15 protein-coding genes and 2 tRNA genes are annotated in these 21186 nt (G+C 68.5%); 11 read left to right on the plus strand and 6 right to left on the minus strand.

Annotation, left to right across the window (positions count from 1 at the left end; all coding sequences use genetic code 11):
* Window positions 1-84: 84 nt before the first annotated feature.
* Window positions 85-1347: a hypothetical protein gene (locus ACVN9Z_RS13055; RefSeq protein WP_458213448.1), complete on the plus strand. Its 1263-nt coding sequence runs from the start codon at window positions 85-87 to the stop codon at window positions 1345-1347.
* Between the two features lie 140 nt (window positions 1348-1487).
* On the opposite strand, the gene ACVN9Z_RS13060 is transcribed toward ACVN9Z_RS13055, so the two are convergent.
* Window positions 1488-1575 (minus strand) — tRNA-Ser (locus ACVN9Z_RS13060).
* Between the two features lie 121 nt (window positions 1576-1696).
* Here ACVN9Z_RS13060 and ACVN9Z_RS13065 point away from each other — a divergent pair.
* From ACVN9Z_RS13065 to secG, 3 genes are all read left to right on the plus strand, one after another.
* On the plus strand, window positions 1697-2674 hold the full coding sequence (locus ACVN9Z_RS13065) for an NAD(P)H-quinone oxidoreductase (protein WP_006389132.1): 978 nt from the start codon (window positions 1697-1699) through the stop codon (window positions 2672-2674).
* Window positions 2675-2803: 129 nt separating this feature from the next.
* Window positions 2804-3550 carry a triose-phosphate isomerase gene (gene tpiA, locus ACVN9Z_RS13070; protein WP_006389133.1) on the plus strand — a complete coding sequence of 249 codons (747 nt, stop codon included), beginning with the start codon at window positions 2804-2806 and terminating at the stop codon, window positions 3548-3550.
* A gap of 21 nt (window positions 3551-3571) precedes the next feature.
* Window positions 3572-4075, plus strand: a complete 504-nt coding sequence (gene secG, locus ACVN9Z_RS13075; protein WP_024068027.1) for a preprotein translocase subunit SecG — start codon at window positions 3572-3574, stop codon at window positions 4073-4075.
* A gap of 85 nt (window positions 4076-4160) precedes the next feature.
* On the opposite strand, the gene ACVN9Z_RS13080 is transcribed toward secG, so the two are convergent.
* Window positions 4161-4340: a hypothetical protein gene (locus tag ACVN9Z_RS13080; RefSeq protein WP_006389135.1), complete on the minus strand. Its 180-nt coding sequence runs from the start codon at window positions 4338-4340 to the stop codon at window positions 4161-4163.
* Window positions 4341-4676: 336 nt separating this feature from the next.
* Between ACVN9Z_RS13080 and ACVN9Z_RS13085 the strand changes: the two genes are divergently transcribed.
* Window positions 4677-4761: transfer RNA gene (locus ACVN9Z_RS13085), tRNA-Leu, on the plus strand.
* A 381-nt stretch (window positions 4762-5142) separates the two neighbouring features.
* Window positions 5143-7257 (plus strand): PhoX family protein, encoded by a 2115-nt coding sequence (locus tag ACVN9Z_RS13090; protein ID WP_346507362.1) that lies wholly within the window; start codon window positions 5143-5145, stop codon window positions 7255-7257.
* Between the two features lie 135 nt (window positions 7258-7392).
* Here ACVN9Z_RS13090 and ACVN9Z_RS13095 read toward each other — a convergent pair whose 3' ends face one another.
* Window positions 7393-7698, minus strand: a complete 306-nt coding sequence (locus tag ACVN9Z_RS13095; protein ID WP_006389140.1) for a hypothetical protein — start codon at window positions 7696-7698, stop codon at window positions 7393-7395.
* A 319-nt stretch (window positions 7699-8017) separates the two neighbouring features.
* On the opposite strand from ACVN9Z_RS13095, the gene ACVN9Z_RS13100 reads away from it, so the two are divergent.
* From ACVN9Z_RS13100 to ACVN9Z_RS13110, 3 genes are all read left to right on the plus strand, one after another.
* Window positions 8018-9658: a methyl-accepting chemotaxis protein gene (locus tag ACVN9Z_RS13100; RefSeq protein ID WP_458213449.1), complete on the plus strand. Its 1641-nt coding sequence runs from the start codon at window positions 8018-8020 to the stop codon at window positions 9656-9658.
* Window positions 9659-9798: 140 nt separating this feature from the next.
* On the plus strand, window positions 9799-10398 hold the full coding sequence (locus ACVN9Z_RS13105) for a nitroreductase family protein (RefSeq protein ID WP_006389142.1): 600 nt from the start codon (window positions 9799-9801) through the stop codon (window positions 10396-10398).
* A 221-nt stretch (window positions 10399-10619) separates the two neighbouring features.
* Window positions 10620-11234 (plus strand): hypothetical protein, encoded by a 615-nt coding sequence (locus ACVN9Z_RS13110; RefSeq protein ID WP_006389143.1) that lies wholly within the window; start codon window positions 10620-10622, stop codon window positions 11232-11234.
* Between the two features lie 15 nt (window positions 11235-11249).
* On the opposite strand, the gene ACVN9Z_RS13115 is transcribed toward ACVN9Z_RS13110, so the two are convergent.
* Together ACVN9Z_RS13115 and ACVN9Z_RS13120 are read right to left on the minus strand one after the other, a co-directional pair.
* A complete protein-coding gene (locus tag ACVN9Z_RS13115) occupies window positions 11250-12182 on the minus strand; it encodes a hypothetical protein (protein WP_054440263.1) in 933 nt (310 codons plus the stop codon).
* Window positions 12183-12261: 79 nt separating this feature from the next.
* Complete coding sequence (locus ACVN9Z_RS13120) at window positions 12262-13047, minus strand: extracellular solute-binding protein (RefSeq protein WP_020924802.1); 786 nt, start codon at window positions 13045-13047, stop codon at window positions 12262-12264.
* Between the two features lie 186 nt (window positions 13048-13233).
* On the opposite strand from ACVN9Z_RS13120, the gene ACVN9Z_RS13125 reads away from it, so the two are divergent.
* Together ACVN9Z_RS13125 and ACVN9Z_RS13130 are read left to right on the plus strand one after the other, a co-directional pair.
* A complete protein-coding gene (locus tag ACVN9Z_RS13125) occupies window positions 13234-19275 on the plus strand; it encodes a DUF3320 domain-containing protein (protein ID WP_458213450.1) in 6042 nt (2013 codons plus the stop codon).
* A 406-nt stretch (window positions 19276-19681) separates the two neighbouring features.
* Complete coding sequence (locus ACVN9Z_RS13130) at window positions 19682-20410, plus strand: META and DUF4377 domain-containing protein (protein ID WP_047992141.1); 729 nt, start codon at window positions 19682-19684, stop codon at window positions 20408-20410.
* A gap of 48 nt (window positions 20411-20458) precedes the next feature.
* Here ACVN9Z_RS13130 and ACVN9Z_RS13135 read toward each other — a convergent pair whose 3' ends face one another.
* The gene (locus ACVN9Z_RS13135; RefSeq protein WP_458213451.1) at window positions 20459-21172 is read right to left on the minus strand and encodes a DUF1971 domain-containing protein; all 714 of its coding nucleotides are present in this window, start codon (window positions 21170-21172) and stop codon (window positions 20459-20461) included.
* Between the last annotated feature and the right edge of the window lie 14 nt (window positions 21173-21186).

Below are 21186 nucleotides of genomic sequence, written 5' to 3' on the forward strand. Positions count from 1 at the left end.
CGGTATGAGGCCGCGCCGGCCGGGCGCGCGAATGCGGCGACGGTATCATGTGCCATCCTCGTCTTGGCAGCCCGCCGCACATCCATGGTCCCTGCATCGACCCCGCTTCTCGACCGCCTGCTTGCCGACGGCGTCATTCGCCCGGACCACCACGCCGCCGCGCGCCAGCGCCTGGCCGAGAGGGGCGCCGAACCGTGGACGTCGCTTGGCGAGGCGTTGTTCTGGCTGGTGGACGAGCACATCGTTTCCGACGAGGACCTGGCGGCCATCGGCGAGCTGTCCGTGACCGAAGCCGCCTTCGCCGGCAACGCCACCCGTCGCCAGGCGCTGGCCGAGATGGACGCGCTGATGCAGCGCAAGCTTGAAGAATACGAACGGCAGGTGCGCCAGGTCGCGCTCAAGCGCGCTTTTCCCGGCCCGCGCTGGGCATGGCTGGGCGGCGGCGTGATCGCGGTGGCCGCGGCGGGCTGGTACCTGTTTGCGCCGGCATCGCCGCCGCAATGCGATGACGCCGATGTGCAGAAGACCCTGCGCGCCAGCATGTTCACCTCGCGCATCCAGCAGATATCCAGGAACCCCCTGGCCGGGGGCGCGGCGCCCGCGGACCTGTACCTGGCGACATTTGCGGACGTGAAGGAGGTCGGCTACATCAAGCCGGAACGTTCGCGCGGTTGCACCGCCACGTTGAAGGTGGGCGAGGCCACCTCCAGCCTGGCCTACACCATCGGGCCCAATGCCAAGGGCGAAATGATGATCGCCGGCGCGGACCCGCGCGTGGTGCGGGCCCGTTACGGCCAGCTCGATGCCAGCGGCAAGCCGCGCGACGTGGGCCAGCCGGCCGGCGCCGTCCGGCTGGCAGCCGCGTTCGAGCAGGGCGTGGCGGCAATCGACCAGACCACCCGGGGCGAAGCGCGCAAGGCGGCGTACGAGCGCCAACGCCAGCGCGTGGGCCTGCCGCCGGAAACCGATACGCGTACGGTGCGCAACGTCCAGCCGCTGGGTGACTGCAAGGAGCTGGGAGGCGGCAAATGGTCGTGCCGCTTGCAGGCCGAATATCGCGACCGGCTGCTGTCGGCCATCGGCCGCGCCGACTGGCAGGTGCTCGAAGGCGATTTCGATTTCGTGCGCGACGGCGATGCCTGGCGCGTGGGCGAAACGTTCACGCGCCAGTACATGGATGCGATCGTGCGCGGCCGGGTGGCCGAATTGAAGGGCGACGAGGCGGCGGCGCAACTGGAGCAGATCCAGCGCCAGCGGCCGGACGCCGCCGCGCCAACGTCCGATGCGGCACCCGCCGCGGCGCGTGGCCGCGAGCATCGCGGTGATGGCGCCGTGATCAACAAATGACGGGCGCCGTGCCACAAGGCGCGACGCGGCCCGCCGCTGACCGGCCTCCGCGACCCGCACAAGCGGAGGCGAGCGCGATCCTGCCGGCCGATAGGCCTGGGCGCATGATGGCGCGAAAAAGGGGGGAGAGGGCGGATTCCTGGCGGAAGCGGTGAGATTCGAACTCACGAACGGTTGCCCGTTGCCGGTTTTCAAGACCGGTGCAATCGACCACTCTGCCACGCTTCCTGGTGCCGCACTGTACTGCGGGGGCGGCAATCCGGCCGCCAGGCAAACACTCTACCTGACGAAAACGCGACTTGCCGTAAAGGGCGCAATAATAATCCATTTGCCGCGAAGGAGGCACGCGATGCACTGTGTAGAAATCTCACGCCCGGGCGGCCCCGAGGTCCTGGTTCCCGCCGAACGTCCCACGCCCGAAGCCGGCAAGGGCGAAGTGCTGATCAAGGTCAGCGCCGCGGGCGTCAACCGTCCGGACGTGTTCCAGCGCAAGGGCAACTACGCGCCGCCGCCCGGAGCGTCCGACCTGCCGGGCCTGGAAGTGGCCGGTGAAATCGTCGGCGGCGACCTGGCCGGCAGCGGCTTCGCGCTGGGCGACAAGGTGTGCGCCCTGGTCGCTGGCGGCGGCTATGCCGAATACTGCGTCGCGCCCGCGGCCCAGTGCCTGCCGATTCCCAAGGGCCTGTCCGATATCGAAGCGGCCGGCCTGCCGGAAACCTATTTCACCGTCTGGAGCAACGTGTTCGACCGCGGCCGCCTGGCCGACGGCGAGATCCTACTGGTGCACGGCGGCGCCAGCGGCATCGGCACCACGGCCATCCAGCTGGCCCGCGCCATGGGCAACCCGGTCTACGCCACCGTCGGCAGCGATGACCGCGCTCGCGCGGTCGAGGCCCTGGGCGCCGCGCGCGGCATCAATTACAAGACGCAGGACTTCGTCAAGGAAGTGAAGGACGCCACCGGTGGCCGCGGCGTCGACGTGATCCTGGACATGGTGGCCGGCGACTACATCGCCCGCGACATGCAATGCCTGGCCGACGACGGCCGCATCGTCATCATCGCCCAGCTGGGCGGCGCGCAGGCCAATGTCGATACCAGCCAGGTCATGCGCCGCCGCCTGACCATCACCGGCTCGACCCTGCGTCCGCGCCCGGTGGACTTCAAGGGCGCCATCGCCCGGGCGCTGCGCGAGCGCGCCTGGCCGCTGCTGGAGCAGGGCGCCATCAAGCCGATCGTGCACGCCACCTTCCCGCTGGCCCAGGCCGCCCAGGCCCACGCCATGATGGAAAGCGGCGAGAACATCGGCAAAATCATCCTGACCGTGTAAGAAACGCGCGGCGTTCGGCGCGGCGCCGCGCAACAGGATACAATCACAGGTTTCGCCTGGAATTATTTCCAGGCCAGCCCGTGGGCGGGTGCTTTTTCCCCCGGGTTCACCCACTCTGACATTTGCGCCATGACTTCAGTCGAACACCGCGCCCGCCTCGTGCTGGGCAACTGGAAGATGCACGGCAACCTGGCCGAGAATGCCGCGTTGCTGACCGAACTGCGCGCCGCGGATGCCGCCAGCCATTGCGAGATCGGCGTCTGCGTGCCGTTTCCGTACCTGGCGCAGGCCGCCTCGGCCCTGACCGGCAGCGCCGTGTCCTGGGGCGCGCAGGACGTCAGCGCCCACGACAAGGGCGCCTACACGGGCGAAGTCGCGGGCGCCATGCTCAAGGAATTCGGCTGCCGCTATGCGCTGGCCGGCCACTCCGAGCGCCGCGTGCTGCACGGTGAAACCGACCAGATGGTCGCCGACAAGGCTCGCGCCGCGCTGGCTGCCGGCCTGACCCCGGTGGTGTGCGTGGGCGAGTCGCTGGCCGATCGCGAAGCCGGCAACACGCTGGCCGTGATCGAACGCCAGCTCAAGCCGGTGCTGGCGCTGGGCGCCGAGGCCGTCTCGCGCATGGTGCTGGCCTACGAACCCGTGTGGGCCATCGGCACCGGCCGCACCGCCAGCCCCGAGCAGGCCCAGGAAGTCCACGGCGCCATCCGCGCCGCCCTGGTCGCGCTGGGCGCGGCCCAGGTGCAGGTTTTGTACGGCGGCAGCGTCAAGGCTGCCAATGCCGCCAGTTTGTTCGCCATGACTGATATCGACGGAGCCCTGGTCGGCGGCGCGTCGCTCGTGGCCGAAGAATTTTTGCGAATCGCCGCCATCTAAGTTTCCGTTCCGGAGTCTGTAATGCCCTTGATGCTCAAACTTCTGCTGGCCGTCCAAGTGATCTCGGCGCTGGCTATCATCGTGCTGGTCCTGCTGCAGCAGGGCAAAGGCGCCGACATGGGGTCCGCGTTCGGCAGCGGCTCGTCGGGCAGCCTGTTCGGCGCCACCGGCGCGGCCAACTTCCTGTCGCGCGCCACCAAGTGGGCCGCGGTGGTCTTCTTCGCGTCCACCGCCGGCCTGGCCTACGTCAGCCACAAGGGCACGAGCGGCCCGGCCGTCGATTCCGGCGTGATGCAGAACTTCCCGGCCGACCGTTCGGTGCCGCAGGTGCCGGGCGCCGCGCCGGCCCAGCCGGGCGCGGGCGCCTCGTCGGTGCCGGGCGCTTCGTCCGTCCCCGGCGCCGCTTCGTCGGTGCCTGGCGCCGGTTCGGCTCCTGCCCCGGCCCCGGCTTCCAAGCCGGACGCTTCGGTGCCGTCGGCTCCGGCCGCCGCGGGCGACAAGCCGGCCGAAACGCCGGCCAAGTAAGCCTGGACAGCATGAGAAAGGCCGGCGATAGCCGGCCTTTTTTCATGGCGGCGCCGCAATGGCGCCCTTTGCGGGAAAGGCGTGTTCAGGCGCCCGGCAGCATGTGGCGCGCCGATACCGCGAGGATGCGTTCGGCGGATTCGCGCAACTGGCGCGCTTCGCGGTAGGCCCGCAGGGACACGACGGCGTCGTAACGGCGCGAGCTGCGCGGGCCGGCGAGCAGCGTGGGGCGACGGGCCAGGATGGGGGATATCAGACGTTGCATGGTGGAACCTTTTCTACGGGCCTGAGGCCCTGTTGTGTATGGCTGGCATCGTAAGCCGGCCAGGCATGCGCGCCAACGAATTCCCTTTTATATGAATATCCGGAGGAAATTCCCCGGGAACATCCCGGGTGTGCGCATGGGGATGCCAGTATTGCCCGAAGACATGACAGATTGATGCCATGGCCTGTCGCGCTTGTAAGGGCTTGTTGCCCGGGCGAGGCTCGCCCCGGGGCGGCGGGGCCTGGGGCGACAAGCCGAGCGGATGCACGCGAATCGTCAATTACGTGATAGAATGTTCGACTTTCCAGGAAGCCACGGCTTTTCTGGATGAAGTCAGCCGACGTGGTGAAATTGGTAGACACGCTATCTTGAGGGGGTAGTGGCGAAAGCTGTGCGAGTTCGAGTCTCGCCGTCGGCACCAAGAATTTGTCCCAGCTTGTCCCTGGGCGCATGTAAAAACCCGCATCTCTCCTGGAGGATGCGGGTTTTTTGTTGCCTCAGTCGTTAATCGTTGGCCGCGGGGCCAGCCATCGACGATCAGCTGACGGAGCGCCAATGCATCAGGCTCCTTATCCTGGCGTTGAACGCGATATCTTGGCTTTTCGCCAATGAAGCTCTTGGCGAGCATCGGGACGACCGATTCGCATGGGCCGCCCCCTGGGCCGGATCCATTGGATGGCAGTGGCGATTTCTCCAACCTTTCATTTTGCTGTTATCGCTACGTCATGTTCGGGAACGATCATGCCGTGAGGCTGGCCCGCGGGTGCGCCAGCCAAGAACACCGACAATGACAGGAAAACTGATGAGTTCTTCGGACCAGGACGACATCCCGTCCAACCCCTCCCAGGCAGTGCATTTCAACGAAGTGGTGCGCCGCGCGGTGTCGCGTCGGGGCTTTCTCAAGGCCGGGCTGGGCGCCGGCGCGGTCGGCTTCATGGGCGCGGGCCTGACGGCCTGTGGCGGCGATGACGACGATGACGATTCGTCGGGCGGCAATCCGGGCACCGACCCGGGCACCAACCCGGGCGGCGAGACGCCGGCCAAGCCCGTGGAACTCAATTTCAAGGCCGTGCCGATCAGCACCGCCGATACCGTGGTGGTCCCCGAGGGCTACCAGTTCGCCGTGATCAACCGTTGGGGCGATCCGCTCTTTGCCGGCGCGCCGGCCTTCAAGGCCGACGCCAGCAACGGCGGCGACGACCAGGCCCGCCAGCTCGGGTACAACCACGACGGCATGCATTTCTTCCCGATCGATGGCACCGACAGCGTCAACGGCAGCAGCGTGGAAGGCCTGATGGTCACCAACCACGAATACACCACGCCGGACTACTTCTATCCGGTGGGTGTGCAGCCGGGCAACGCGCAATGGAACCTGGACTGGGTGCGCAAGTCGCAGCACGCCCATGGCGTTTCGGTGCGTCATATGCGCCTGGCCAACGGCAAGTGGGAACCGGTGCTGGATTCGCCCTTCAACCGCAGCGTCAACGCCAACGTCGCGATGCAACTGGTGGGGCCGGCGGCGGGCAACCGCCTGGTGCGCACCAACGCCGATCCGACGGGCACGCGCTGCTTCGGCACCTTCGGCAACTGTGGCAACGGCTACACGTTGTGGAACACCTACCTGACGTGCGAAGAGAACTTCACCGACTACTTCGGCGTCGGCACGGCCGACCCGGCCACGGTGAACTATCCCGATGCCGAGTACCAGGCCCACATGGAACGCTACAAGGGTTCGGGCAAGACCTCCAGCAGCTCGTACCGCTGGGACCACTACGACAACCGCTTCAACTGGGCGCAGGAGCCCAATGAATACAACCGTTGCGGCTGGGTGGTCGAGATCGACCCGTTCGACCCGAACTCCACGCCCAAGAAGCTGACCGCGCTGGGCCGCTTCAAGCACGAGAACGCCGCGATGACGCTGGCCGACGACAAGCGCGTGGTGGTCTACATGGGCGACGACCAGGTCAGCGAGTACATCTACAAGTTCGTGTCCGACGGCAAGTACGACCCGGCTCGCCCGGCCCTGAACCGCCTGCTGCTGGACAAGGGCACGCTGTACGTCGCGCGCTTCCTGGACGGCGCCGCGCAGGGCGACGCGATGGGCGTGGGCGAGTGGATTGCGCTCAAGCTCGATACCCCGGCGCTGGCCGGCGGCACGCTCGGCGCCCTGTTCAACCAGGACATGGGCGAACTGCTGGTCAAGACGCGCCAGGCCGCCGATGCGGTGGGCGCCACGCCAATGGACCGGCCCGAATGGATCACCACCCATCCGACCACCCGCGAAGCCTACGTCACGCTGACCAACAACAGCTCGCGCGGCAGCGGCGGCACCCGCTATCCGAACGGCCCGCAGCATCCGGGCGCCGACGACGCCAACCCCCGTACCGCCAACCAGTATGGCCAGATCGTGCGTTGGCGCGAGAAGAACGGCGATCCGGCGTCGCTGACGTTCGAATGGGACATCTTCGTGCTGGCGGGCAACCCGACGCTGTACCCGCGCACCGACCTGCGCAGCGGCTCGGCCAACGTCACCACGGACAACACTTTCAACAGCCCCGACGGCCTGGCCTTCGACAAGCGCGGCCTGCTGTGGATCGAGACTGACGGCAACTACTCCAACACCGGCGCCTACGCCGGGCAGGGCAACAACCAGATGCTGGTCGCCAATCCGGCCACCAAGGAAATCCGCCGCTTCATGACCGGCCCGATCGGTTGCGAAGTGACCGGACTGACCTGGACGCCCGACCAGAAGTACCTGTTCATCAACATCCAGCACCCGGGCGAAGGCCCGAGCGTGACGGATGCGCAGAACAATCCCCTGATGGCCTCCAAGTGGCCCGACGACGCCACTGCCAGCCGGCCGCGCCCGGCCACGGTGGTGATCTGGAAGCAGGACGGTACCGCCGTCGGCACCTGACGACGATGCTGCCGATGGTCGCGGACCCGGCGTCCGCCGCCGCCATGGCAAAGCGATCGTGACTGGCCGGCACCTCGCGTGCCGGCCTTTTTCTTGCGGCTCGGATCCGCGCCCGGGCCTGAAGTAATGCGTTCCTTAGTGCAGGTGGTGGCCGAAGGCGATGGCCGCCGTCACGAATGTGGCGGCGCCGATGCCGGCCAGTGCGTAGGCCCGCCTGGCCGCCGTGGCCTCGTTACGGCCGAAAGCCACCAGTAGTGCGATCAAGGACCACACGCCGCTGAAGCCGAGCAGGGCGAGCGTGTAGACGAACCCGGACAGGTCGTAGCCGCCGCCGCCGATGGACGGGTATTGCGGGCTGCGCGGCCACAGCAGGGCCACGAGCGGCATGGCGACCAGCGCGAACACGGCCAGCCAGATCTGGAATCGGCGGTCTTTCAGCATCGATGGGGCTCCAGCGTTGGCGACCAGGCTCGGCGCTCTGGCCATCGTCATGTGGCGATCAGGGGAACGACGTAAGCGGATGAGGAAGATGCCGCCTAGTTTACCGATCGCGCATCGCGGCCGGGACCGCGACCGGATCCGGGCTCTCGGCATGTCCTGGGCACGTCGATGCAGCGCGAAACCCATGCGCGGAACGGGGCGAAAAGGCTGTATTCGTAACGATAGTTATATATAATTAAAAGACTATATTTGATAGTTTTATTAAATTAAATCGATAGGCACCGCCCGGCTCATCCGGCGGGCTGCCGCAGGAGGTTTCATGCAGGATTCCCATTCCCCTTCGCGCGGGGTGCGCAGCACGGGCGGTTCCGTCATGCTCGGCTTCACCGTCGTTCTCTGCCTGATGGTGCTGTTGACGGTGGTCGGCATCACCCAGGTCAACCGGATGAATGGCGCGCTCGCCGCCATCAACGATGTCCACGGCGTCAAGCAGCGTTATGCCATCACCTTCCGGGGCAGCGTGCATGACCGCTCCATCGCCTTGCGGGACGCCGTGCTGGCCGCTCCCGCCGAACTACGGACGCTGGTGGCCGAGATCGACCGCCTCAAGCGCCAATACGACGAGGCCGCGGCGCCCATGGACGCGCTGTTCGCGCAGGGCGCCGACGTGTCGGCCCTGGAACGCGAGACGCTGGCGGGCATCAAGGCGATCGAGACGCGCACGCTGCCCGTGGTGCAGCGCCTGTTGACGGCGCTGGAGCGGGGCGACGCCGCGCAGGCGCGGCCGCTGCTGGATCAGGCGCGGCCCCTGTTCGTGCAGTGGCTGGCGGCGATCAACCGCATGATCGACCTGGAGGAACGCCTGATGAAGGACCAGAGCGATATGGCGCGGCGCGTGGGCGTCGATTTCCAGCAATTGATGCTGGCGCTGACCGGCGCCGCAATCCTGCTGGGCGCCGGCCTGGCCTGGTTGATCGCGCGCCGCATCACGCGCGCCCTGGGGGCGGAACCGGCGACGCTCAAGCGTATCGCGCAAACCGTCAGCGCCGGTGACCTGGCCAGTCCGATCGAGGTCAGGCAGGGCGACGCCAGCAGCATCCTTGCCACCCTGGCCGGCATGCAGCGCAACCTGGCTTCGGTGGTGGGCGGGGTGCGCCAGCACGCCGACGCCGTATCGGTGGTCAGCGTGCAGTTGGCGCAGGGCAATGCCGACCTGTCTGCGCGTACCAGCGACGAGGCGCGCGCGCTGCGCCAGACGGCCGAATCCATGGAGGAACTGACCGGCGCGGTCAAGCGCAATGCCCATGATGCCCAGGAGGCGGGCGACATGGCCGGCCAGGCGATGGACGCGGCGCGGCAGGGCAGCCAGACCATGCATGCCGTGATCGACACGATGGAACACCTGTCCAGGGCGTCGGCGCAGATCTCCGACATCACCTCGGTGATCGAGGGCATCGCCTTCCAGACCAATATCCTGGCGTTGAACGCGGCGGTCGAGGCGGCGCGCGCGGGCGAGCAGGGCAAGGGCTTCGCGGTGGTGGCCAGCGAAGTGCGCTCGCTGGCGCAGCGGTCGGCCACGGCGGCCAAGGAAATCAATGCCTTGATCTCGCAGTCGGCCGACACGGTGCGCCAGGGCGTGGACCGCGTCGGCGCCGCCGGCCAGACCATGGACCTGATCCTGGAAGCGATCACCCAGACCACGGCCACCATGAATGGCATCGTGCAGGCGTCGGTGGCGCAGACCGGCCGCATCGAGCACGTCGCGCAGGTCATCGCGCAACTGGACGAGGATACCCAGAAGAACGCGCGCCGGGTCGAGGAAGCGTCGGCCGGCGCCGAGGCCTTGCGGGTGCAGGCGGCCGACTTGCGGCAGGCCGTCGCGGCGTTCCGGGTGGGGGCGGGCGGTGCCTTGCAGGCGCGCGCCACGCCCGTGGGCAATGCGCGATTGCTGCCGGCGTGAGACCGGGCGGCATTCGCTACAAAACTGGAACAGTTTGTTCCGGCAAAAACCGCGCTTGAACGGTGGTCGCCCGCGGCACCGGCCAGTAGAATTTGTTCACTCCCTACCCCTCTATCTACCAGTCGAAAGGCAATATCCTCATGAGCAACGCATACCTCGACGCACTGAAGAAGCGCCGCACGCAGTATTCGCTGGGCCGCAACCTGTCCGCCTCGAAAGAGGAACTGGCGACCCTGATCCAGGACGCGATCAAGCACAGCCCCTCGTCGTTCAACTCGCAAAGCTCGCGCGCCGTGATCCTGTTCGGCGCCGAAAGCGACAAGCTCTGGAACCTGGCCATCGAGGAAGTGCGCAAGGTCGCTCCGGCCGAGAGCTTCGCCCAGACCGAAGCCAAGCTCAAGAGCTTCGCCGCCGGCGTCGGCACCGTGCTGTTCTTTGAAGACCAGGACGTGGTGCGCAGCCTGCAGGAAAAATTCGCGCTGTACGCCGACAACTTCCCGGTGTGGTCGGAACAGGCGGGCGGCATGGCCCAGCTGTCGGTCTGGACCGCGCTGGCCAATGCCGGCGTGGGCGCCAGCCTGCAGCACTACAACCCGCTCATCGACGCCGGCGTGGCGCGTGAATGGAATGTGCCCGCCAGCTGGAAGCTGCGCGCGCAGATGCCGTTCGGCTCGAACGAAAACGGCTTCGGCGAAAAGGCCTTCATGGACGACGCCGAGCGCTTCCGCGTGGTCGGCTGAACCGGCGCGCGCCTGGCGCGCCGCGCCGGGCCGCCCCTCTCGAAACCCGCACGTCCCGATTCCGGGACCTGCGGGTTTTTCTTTGGCTGAACCCTGGCCGGCGACAGCGGGCGGCCAGACCCTGGGACGCCGTGTATGCGGCCATCGGCAGCGGGACGCGCTGCGCGTGCAGGCATAATCCGGGGTTTTCCGCCCGCATATAGAAAGAGAAAGGCCCCGCCGTGACCGACGCCGTACCGATCAGCCAAGCCGACTACGACCTGCCCCTGGAAACGCTGGAGGCCCATCTGCTGGCGCAGCGCCAGCGCGCCGCCGACGTGGTCAACGCCGCCACGCGCACCTGGACCTGGATACGGCATGGTGCCTTCCTGGCTTCCATCGTCATCGTCGGCATCGAGAAGCTGACCACCGGCAAGGTGGGCGCGCACACGGCGGTCTTCGCCAGCGTGATGCTGCTGATGGCCTTGAGCTTCATCGCCGCCGCCAAGACGCGGCGCATCATCAAGGGCCTGGGCAACGGCCAGCCCACGCCCAAGTGGGTGCTCAGGCGCATGATCCGCAAGACCATCTTCAAGGGCGCCGCCAGCCTGAAGGGATCGGCGCGTTTCTACCCGGACCGCTTCGTGCTGGACCAGAACGGCAGCCATTTCGAATCCGGCTATGAAGACGACAAGATCTCGTTGATCGCGCTGACGCCGGATTATCTGCAGATCATTCCGGTGCAGCGTCCGGATGTGGCGGACGAGGTGTATTTCATTCCGCTGGCGCAGGTCAGCCAGCCCGAGGAACTGTTGAAATTCCTGGGCGGCAAACCGAATTACGTGGATGCGGCCTGAACGGCGGCGCGGGACCTATTCGTACGCCTGCTTGCCCGCCGACCACTTGAACGTGCGCTTCCACTTGCCGCCCTGCTGGCGCAGCTGGATGTCGAAGTAGCCGCCGGTCTTGCCCGGCAGCACCAGCAGCGAATTGCTGGCGTCGGATTCGTCGTGTTCGCGCGTGCCATCGGGGTTCCAGTCGCCCGCGATGCTCTTGACGAACGACATGGGCCGGGCGAACACCACCTTCAGGGTCGCGCCGTCGATGCGGAACAGGTACAGGGCCTCGAAATCGGCGCCGCCGCCCGCATAACCCTCGCTCCAGCCCGCGCGCAGGCCGAAGGCGGTGGTGTCGGGGGCGATCCTGTAGGCGGCCAGATCGAAGCGCTTCCAGCTGTCGGGCGTGGACAGCATGGGCGCGCCGGCATCCTGCATGGCCAGGTCCATGGGCGGGTCGATGTCGGTGTCGCTCCAGTCGGTCGGTTCCGTCACCGGGGCCTCGGTGCGCGCCACCAGGCGCGGCGCGGCGCCGGGCGTCGATTCGAACACGCCGACCCATATCTCGTTCCTGTCCTGGTCGCGCGACAGGTTGGCGCAGTCGCCGCCGCCGAACTGCTTGAGGCGCTCGGCCCGTTCGGCGCTGGCCGCCAGGCACACCAGCGCCACGTAGGATCCGGGGCGCTGCGGCCAGGCCTTGGCGCCCGCCAGCAGCAGGCGCGCGGGATTCTGGCCGGGCGCCAGTTGCTGCAACAGGAAGGCATTGCTGAAGCCCGCCGGCAGTTGCACGCCCAGGCCGTCGGGTCGGGTCGCGCCGCTCATCTGGCTGTCGTACATCTTGCGGGCGTCCTGGGTCTTGATGGCGCCCGGCACCTGGTCCAGGGATTGCACCCGGGTGTCGGCGCGCGTCATCGGGGCGTGCAGGGCAAGGGCCAGCGGGCAGAGCAGCAGGGCGGCGCGGATACGCATCGGCGTGACCCGGCGGCGACCGGGCGGTCATGGAGTTGCCCGATTATCGCCGAATGCCGCTGACGCGCAGCCGTCGGCGTCAGTCCGTTTTCCAGCCCCACTTCTTGAAGATCGCGCGGCCCTCGGCGGACGCGAGGAATTCGACGAAGGCCTGCGCTTGCGGATTGGCCTTGCCGTGGCGCGTCACCACCGCGCCGGCGTCGCGGTAGATGCGGTAGGGCTCTTCCACCGCCACCACGTCGGCCAGCGTCGGATTGGACACCTGCCAGATGTTCCAGATCAGCCACGCGTCGATGCTCTTGTCCTCGGTCCACTGGCTGCGCGCCTGGGCGCTGTTGCCGGCTTCGGGCAGCACCAGGTTGGCGCGGAAGGCGCGCACCGTCTCGATGTCGCCGAGGCGGCCGGCCACGTCTTCCCACAGTCCGGTCTGGCCCGCGCCGGAGACGGCCATGACCTTGATGCCCGGCTTGAGCAGGTCCTTGAAGCCCTGGATGCCCTTGGGGTTGCCCGGCCGCACCAGGATCGCGGATGGCCTCAGGTACAGCGTGCGCGCATCGCGCAGGTCGAACACGCCGGGCAGGGCGGCGGCGAAGCCGCTCATCATGTTCTCGGCGCCGCTGAACAGCACGTCGGCATTCTGCCGGGCCTGTTCGGCCCAGGCCGGCGTGGGGCCGGCGGTGACCTTGACCTCGATGCCGCGCTGCTTGCCAAACGCCTCGGCCGCTTCCTTCATGGCCGGGGCGGGGCCGCCCGGGCCATAGACGTTCAGGTCCTGCGCGGCCCAGGCGGCGGGGCCGGACACGGCGGCCAGCGCCAGCAGGGCGCCGGCCAGTGTCTGTTGCAATGTCGATCGATTCGATTTCATGTCGGGGATTCTCCGGCGGGCCGGCCAGCGCGCCGAGGCGCTTGGCCGGTGGGTTGGGATACGAGGCGCGGCGCCGTCGCGGCGTGGGTCCCTCCTGTTGTGGACGTTGGGGCGGACGCGAATATTCCATCGATTTCGGTCTATAGTCCCTGCCCAATGGGCGAAGAACCGAGCAGAGAGAAATCGATGGACAAGCGACTGGACCTGGAATCCCCGGCGATGCGGGAGGGCGCCGCGCATGGCGCCGGCATGGCGGCGCTGGAGCCGGTCGGACAGGACGTCGCGACACGGGATGGCGTGATGATCGAGATCGAGGCCGATCCGACGCTGGGCTACGCCTCCATCCAGAATGCGGTGCCGGTCCTGCGATCGCTGCGCCTGGTCAACCGCTCGCAGGAGACTTTCGAGAACGTCGAGGTCCAGATCTGCTGCAATCCGGCCTTCGCGCAGCCGGTGCGGCTGCGCTTCGATGTGCTGGTGCCCGGCGAAATCCGCCGCATCGCGCCGCTGGACCTGGCGCCCGACCATGGCTACCTGGCCGATCTGCAGGAAGCGCAGCGCGCCGCCATCGAGGTGACGGCGCAGGCCAATGGGCGCGAAGTGGGCCGCGCCGCGCAGCCCGTGGCGGTGCTGGCCTATGACCAGTGGGCCGGCACCCGCGCGCTGCCGGAATTGCTGGCCGCGTTTTCCATGCCCAACAACCCGGCCGTTGACGGGCTCATCGGCAAGGCCGCCCGGCTGCTGCGCGAACAGCACAGCGACCTGACCATGAACGGCTACCAGTCCAAGAGCCGAGACGTGGTCTGGAAGCAGGTGTCGGCCATCTACAGCACGCTGGCGGCCGAAACGCTGCATTACGCCGAGCCGCCCGCATCGTTCGGCGTCGACGGCCAGAAGATCCGCACGCCCGACCGCATCCTGGAGGCCCGCGTGGCCACCTGCCTGGACCTGGCGATGTTGTTTTCGTCGTGCCTGGAGCAGGCCGGGCTGCGCCCCGTGATCCTGATGAAGGAAGGCCACGCCTGGGTGGGCGTGTGGCTGCATCCGGCCTGCTTTGCCGATCCGCTGACCGACGACGTGCAGGCCGTGCGCAAGCGCGTGGACAGCGGCGAATTCCTGGCCTTCGAGACCACCGGCATCGCCCAGCATCCGAGTTTCCGGCCGTCGCTGCGGCTGGCGCTGGAACAGGGCGCCGCGCACCTGCGCGAAGACGATACGTTCCGCTACGCCATCGACGTGCACCGGGCGCGCGAGCTGCAGATCAAGCCGCTGCCGTCGCGCGCCGGCGCCACGGCGCCGGGCGAAGCCGATGCCTCCGAGGCGCCCGCCGCCATCGAACCCACGCCCCAGCTGCCGCCGCTGGATCCGGAGTTCGTCATCAGCCTGGAGCCGGCCGACGACACGCCCGAAGGCCGCCTGGCCAAGTGGAAATCGCGCCTGCTGGACCTGACGCTGCGCAACCGGCTGCTGAATTTCAAGAACACCAAGTCGACCCTGCCGCTGGTGGTGCCCGACCTGGGACGGCTGGAAGACGCCATTGCCGATGGCGGCGAGTTCCGCATCCGTCCCTTGCCCGCTGCCTTGATGGAGGGCAGCGACCCGCGCGTGGCGCAGGTGCACGTCGACCGTGGCGGCCGCGCGCCGCTGGATGACATGGCGCTGGAGGCGCTGGGCAACAAGGAACTGATCGCCCGCGTGGCGCAGGAGGCGCTGGACGCCAACCTGCTGACCATCTTCGGCGCCGCGCGCACCGGGCTGGAAGAAGGCGGCGCCAATACGCTGTACCTGGCCCTGGGCATGCTGCGCTGGACCGAGCATCCCGCCGCCGAGAGCAGCCACCTGGCGCCGCTGATCCTGGTGCCGGTGTCGCTGCAGCGCCAGTCGGTGCGCAGCGGTTTCCGGCTGGTGCGCCACGATGACGAGACCATCATCAACCCCACGTTGCTGCAGATGCTGCGCAACAACTACGAGTTGCGCATCCCCGGCCTGGATGCGCTGCCGGCCGACGACAAGGGCGTGGACGTGGCGCGGGTGTTGCAGGCGTTCCGCCTGGCGGTGCGCGAGATCGTCGGCTGGGAAGTGCTGGAGCAGGTGCACCTGGGGATTTTCTCGTTCACCAAATACCTGATGTGGAAGGACCTGCAGGACCGCAGCGGCCAGCTCAAGGCCAACCGCGTGGTGCGGCACCTGATCGAGCACCCCGGCCAGGCTTTCGCGCAGGAACCCTGGGATCCGCGCTTCGAGCGCCTGGACGAAAACTACCGGCCGCAGGACCTGCTGACGCCGCTGCTGTCGGATTCCTCGCAGTTGAAGGCGATCTGCGCGGTCGATGCCGGCCGCGACCTGGTGCTCGAAGGCCCGCCCGGCACCGGCAAGAGCCAGACCATCACCAACCTGATCGCGCACCTGCTGGCGCGTGGCAAGACGGTGCTGTTCGTTTCGGAAAAAATGGCGGCGCTGGAGGTGGTGCATCGCCGCCTGGCCAATATCGGCCTGGGACCGTTCTGCCTGGAATTGCATTCGTCCAAGGCGCGCAAGTCCGAAGTGCTGCAGCAGCTCGGTCGGGCGCTGGAACTGGGCGGCCAGCGCAGCAGCGATGAATGGAACCGCGAAGCCGAGCGCCTGGCGGCGCTGCGCCAGGAGCTGAACGGCCTGGTCCAAGCCCTGCATCAGCGGCATGGCAACGGCCTGACGGTCTACGACGCCATCGGCACCTGCATCCAACACAGCGGCGAGGAACCGTCGCCGCTGTCCTGGCCCGATGCCCAGGCGCATGGCGAGGACGAGCTGGCGCAGTTGCGCGAGGCGGCGCGGCGCATGTCGACGCTGTCGGGCGAACTGGGCGCGCTGCATGGCCACGCCCTGGCCCACATCGGCATGACCGGGTGGAGCCCCAGCTGGCAGGACGAGCTGCTGGCGGCGGCGCAGGCCCTGGACCGGGCGGCGGACGCGTTCAAGGCCTGCGTGGACGTCGCCGGCGCCGAACTGGGCGTGCCGGTCGCCGGCCTAGGCCTGGAGGCCTATGCGCGCCTGGATGCATTGATCGACGTATTGCTGGCGGCGCCGCGGGTGCCCACAGGCCTGGCCGCGCAGGCGCATGATCCCGCGGCGCGCCAGCGGGTGCAGGCGCTGGCCCGCCACGGCCTGGCGCGCAATGCGCATTGGGCCGAGGTCGGCGCGTCCTGGCAGGCGCGCCTGGCGGACCTGGACGGCGCCGCGCTGCAGGCCGAATGGCAGGCCGCGCGTGCCGCTTGGTGGCCCAAGTCGGCCTTCGCCAAGCGGCGCCTGCGCAAGCGGCTGGCGGCGTTTCGTGTCGACGCGCGTGGTCCGGACGATGCCGCCATTGACGCGATGCTGGCGCCGCTGGCGCGGGTCAATGCCGAAGACCGGGAACTGGCGTCCCTGAAGGCCGATGCCGAACGCCTGTTGTTGAACGATTACGCCGGCCTGGACACGGATTGGGAACAGGTCGGGCGCCACGAACAATGGGCCGAACGCTTCGCCGAGGCGGTCACGCTGATGGCCGGCGATCCGGCCGCGGCCGGCGCGCTGCGCGCGCGCCTGCAACCGCTGGTGGGCGAGAATCGCGCCTTCCTGCAGCCGGGCGCCGCGCTTGGCAGGCGCCTGCTCGACACCCGCAATGCCTGGCGCGCGCTGCGCGACCAGCTTGCCGTGGTGGAGGGCCTGGCGCATCCCACCATGCCGCTGCAGGGGCAGGAACACGACGGCGGAGCGCTCGAACGCATCCAGGCCGTGCTGGCCGGATGGCGGCTGAACAAGCAGAGCCTGATGCCGTGGTGCGTCTGGCGCCAGGCGCGCGAGCAGGCCATCGGCATGCAGTTGCAGGGCCTGGTTGCGACGTTGGAGCAGGGTCGCGTGCCGCTGGCCCGGGTCGAGGCGCATTTCGAGTTCAGCTATCGCAACTGGTGGGTCAAGAAGGTCATCGACCATTCGCCGCTGCTGCGGTCGTTCTCCAGCGCGGACCACGATCGCAAGATCCGCGAGTTCCGCCAGGCCGATGACCGCTTCCAGCAACTCACGTCGGCCCATATCGCGGCATTGCTGGCCGGCAAGGTGCCGGCCAGCAATGCCGTCCTGGTCAGTCCCGACAGCGAACTGGGCCTGTTGCGCCGGGAATTGCAGAAGAAGGCCCGCCACGTGCCGGTGCGCCAGCTGATGCAGCGCCTGCCGTCGCTGCTGCCGCGCCTCAAGCCGTGCCTGCTGATGTCGCCGCTGTCGGTGGCGCAATACCTGGACGCCGGCCATTCGCAGTTCGATGTGGTGGTGTTCGACGAAGCCTCGCAGATTCCGGTGTGGGATTCGATCGGCGCCATCGCGCGCGGCCAGCAGCTGGTGGTGGTGGGCGACACCAAGCAGTTGCCGCCCACCAGCTTCTTCAGCAAGTCGGCCAACGACGACGACGGCGCCGGCGACGATGGCCAGGTGGAAGACCTGGAGAGCATCCTGGACGAATGCCTGGGCGCCGACATGAACCGCCTGCGCCTGCAATGGCACTACCGCAGCCGCCACGAAAGCCTGATCACCTTCAGCAACGTGACCTACTACGATTCGCAGCTCATCACCTTCCCGTCGCCGGTCACCGACGACGTGGCGGTGCGGCTCGAGCGCGTGGCCGGCGTCTACGACCGCGGCGGCAGCCGCACCAACCGCGCCGAGGCCGAGGCCATCGTGCAGGGCATCGAGCGCCATTACCTGGACCCGGCGCGGCGCCGCCAGAGCCTGGGCGTGGTGACCTTCAACCAGCCGCAGCAGTCGCTCATCGAAACGCTGCTGGATGCGCGCCGCCGCGCCAATGCCGCGCTCGACAAGGCCATTGCGGCGCAGGCGCGCGAACCGCTTTTCATCAAGAACCTGGAGAACGTGCAGGGCGACGAGCGCGACGTGATCCTCTTCTCGATCACCTATGGGCCGGACGCGGCCGGCAAGATGACGATGAACTTCGGCCCGCTCAACGGCGAAGGCGGCCACCGCCGCCTGAACGTGGCGATCTCGCGGGCCCGCGAAGGCGTGGTGATCTACAGCACGCTGGCGCCGCAGCAGATCGACCTGTCGCGCGTGCGCGCCGCCGGCGTGCGCGACCTGAAGCACTATCTGGAGTTCGCCTTGAAGGGGCCGCGCGCGCTGGTGGCGCAGTCGCTGCCCACGGGCCGCGAGCCCGACAGTCCGTTCGAGACGCAGGTGATCAAGGTGCTGCGCGAGCGCGGCTGGGTGGTGCATCCGCAGGTCGGCTGCTCGGGCTACCGCATCGACATGGGCGTAGTCGATCCGCGCGCGCCGGGGCGCTACCTGCTGGGCATCGAATGCGATGGCCGCGCCTATCATGCCGGGGCCACCGCGCGCGACCGCGATCGCCTGCGGCAGGTGGTGCTGGAAGGGCTGGGGTGGCGCCTGCACCGGATCTGGTCGACCGACTGGTGGATCAATCCCGAACGCGAAGTGGACAAGCTGCTGGCCCGCCTGGACGCGGAACTGGCGCGCGAGGAGGAAGCGCCCGCGCCCGAACCGGAGCCTGGCCCACAGTCTGGTTCCGGCGAGGACGACGCGGCGCAGGCGGACGACGTGGCTTTCACCATCACCACCGAGGATGGCGTGGACGCGGCCGGCTCCGGCACGATGCCGGGCCAGGCGCCGCCGCGGCCGAACACGGCGGCGGGCGCCATCACGACCTACCAGGTGACCGACCTGGCGCCGGGCGACGCGCAGGCGTTCTACGACCGCGCCAGCAATGCGCGACTGACCGCCGGGCTGCGCCAGGTGATCGAGACCGAGGGCCCCCTGCCCGAAAGCGTGCTGCATCGGCGGGTGGCGCGGGCCTGGGGCCTGGAACGCACCGGCGCGCGCATCGTCGAGCGCCTGCGCCAGCTGACGCCGGCCGACAGCGGCCGCACGCGCGAAGGCGAGGTCACGTTCCTCTGGCCCGCCGGCGCGCGGCCGGCGGCGTGGGCGGACTTTCGCGGCGCCGGCGAGGACGAGGCCTCGCGCCGCCGCGTCGACGATGTCTGCCTGGAAGAACTGGCCAACGGCGTGCTGCGGGTGCTGGCCACGACCGGCAACGCGCCGCGGGCCGATGTGATCAAGTCGGTCTGCCGCCTCCTGGGCCTGGCGCGCACGCTGGCGGATGCCGAGGCGCGGCTGGGACTGGCGTTGTCGGCGCTGCAGGCGCAAGGCCGGGTGCGCGACGATGCCGGGATGCTGCGGGTGGATTGAAGCGCGGCGGGCGCCCCGTCACGCGTGGGCGCCCGCAAAGATCTGCATTACTGCGCAGAGTGTTGCGCCGGGGCGTGGCCCGTGAGTGTCAGACTGTAATTGCGCGGCGGGCCGCGATCCGTCCGCGCCGCGTACCGGGATTGGCCGCGCCGCCGCAGGGGAAAGGCGCGGGCGGAGATGCTTGCAGGTGTCAGCCTGCGTTCAGTCAGGCGGCAAGATTTTGATACGTCCCAGGACAGAACCCGTCCATTTCGTCCATGGCGCGGACGTAGAATCCGGGTTTTCACCAGTGCCGCACGGCTGATAGGAACCCACCATGAAAAAAACAATTCTCCTGGCGTCTGTCTGCGCCGCGCTGCTGCAGGCTTGCGCACCGGTTACCACCCCTGGCGAAGGATCGTCCTCCATGTCCACTTCTTCCGCGACGCCCGCCGCGAACGCGGTGAGCCTGCCCGCCTACTACTGGCGCCTGGTGTCGGCCACCGATGCTGCCGGCAAATCCATCCCCGCCCTGCAAAAGGGTATTGAACAGCCCTTGCGCCTGTCGTTCACGGCCGATGCCCTGAACGTGCGCGGCGGCTGCAATGCGCAGTTCGGCGGCTATACCTACAAGAACGGCGTGCTGCAGGTCGCCAATCTGGCTTCCACCATGAAGGCCTGCGAGCCCAGCCTGATGACGTTGGACGCCGAGATCGGCCAGCGCCTGAAGGGCGACCTGCGCGCCACGCTCGGCGGCGATCCGGCCGAGCCCGCGCTGGAGCTGGTGGCGCGGGACGGCAGCGTGCTGAAGTTCGTCGGCGAACCGACGCCGGAGACCCTGTACGGCAGCGCCGGCGAGATCATGTTCCTGGAAGTGGCGCCCAAGCGCGCCGACTGCAGCCATCCCATGATTCCGCGCTACCAGTGCCTGATGGTGCGTGAGCGCCGCTACAACGACGCCGGGGTGCAGCTGCCACCGCAGGAAGACTGGCATCCGCTGTACCAGTCGATCGAAGGCTACGATCACCGCGATGGCGTGCGCACCGTGCTGCGGGTCAAGCGCTACGACTGGAAGAACCCGCCGGCCGACGCGCCGTCGAAGGTGTACGTGCTGGACATGGTGGTCGAGCAGGACGCCTCGGGCAAGAAGAAGTAAGCACCTGCCGCGCCCGATCGGGCGCGGCCTCCCAGGGCCCCGGGGCGACTACGCCGAACGTTCGGCGTCTGCCGGCGAGGCCCCATCCGCGCGGCAGAACGTGATCTGGAAGCTTCCAGGCAGTTCGAAGGCGACGTGATGCCGCACTTGCGGCGCGATCAGCACGCGCTGTCCGGCGGCCAGCACCACTTCGGTGTGCGGCGGATCGTCCAGCGTGTAGCGCAGCACGCCGCTGTACACGGTCAACAATCCCCAGGTTCCCGCCTTGGTCGTATGCGCGGCGCGCAATGCGGCGGGCAGGTTGTCGAGCGTGAACATGGGGCTGTCGCGGTAGGGACGCACGTTCGCGGGCAGGGTATCCGGCAGGCCGGGCATGGCGTGCCGCTGCTGCCAGGCGTGCCACAGCTTGGCGGCGATGCGTTCGGCCATGGCGTCGGCCTGCGCCTGCAGCAGTGGCGGCCCGACTTCCGCGGTGACCTGGTGGAACAGCGCCAGCCAGCGCTGGAACAGTGGCCATGACAGGTCTGGAATGCGGGCGTGCGCCGGAATCGGCGCGCCCTTGAAGCGGCGCGTGCCCAGCAGCAGCGCGGACCAGAAATCACACAGCATGGCCAGGTGCGCATCCCAGTCGGTCACGCGCGCGTCGAAGATAGGCGCCAGCGTGTCGTCCTGGCGCACGCGGGCATAGAACCGGTGGACCAGGCGGCGGATGTCATCCTCGCCGATCGGCGCGGCGGGAAGGTCGGGGGAATCGGGCGGCATGATGGGGCAGGGGG

Source organism: Achromobacter sp. KK8 (assembly GCF_054188005.1).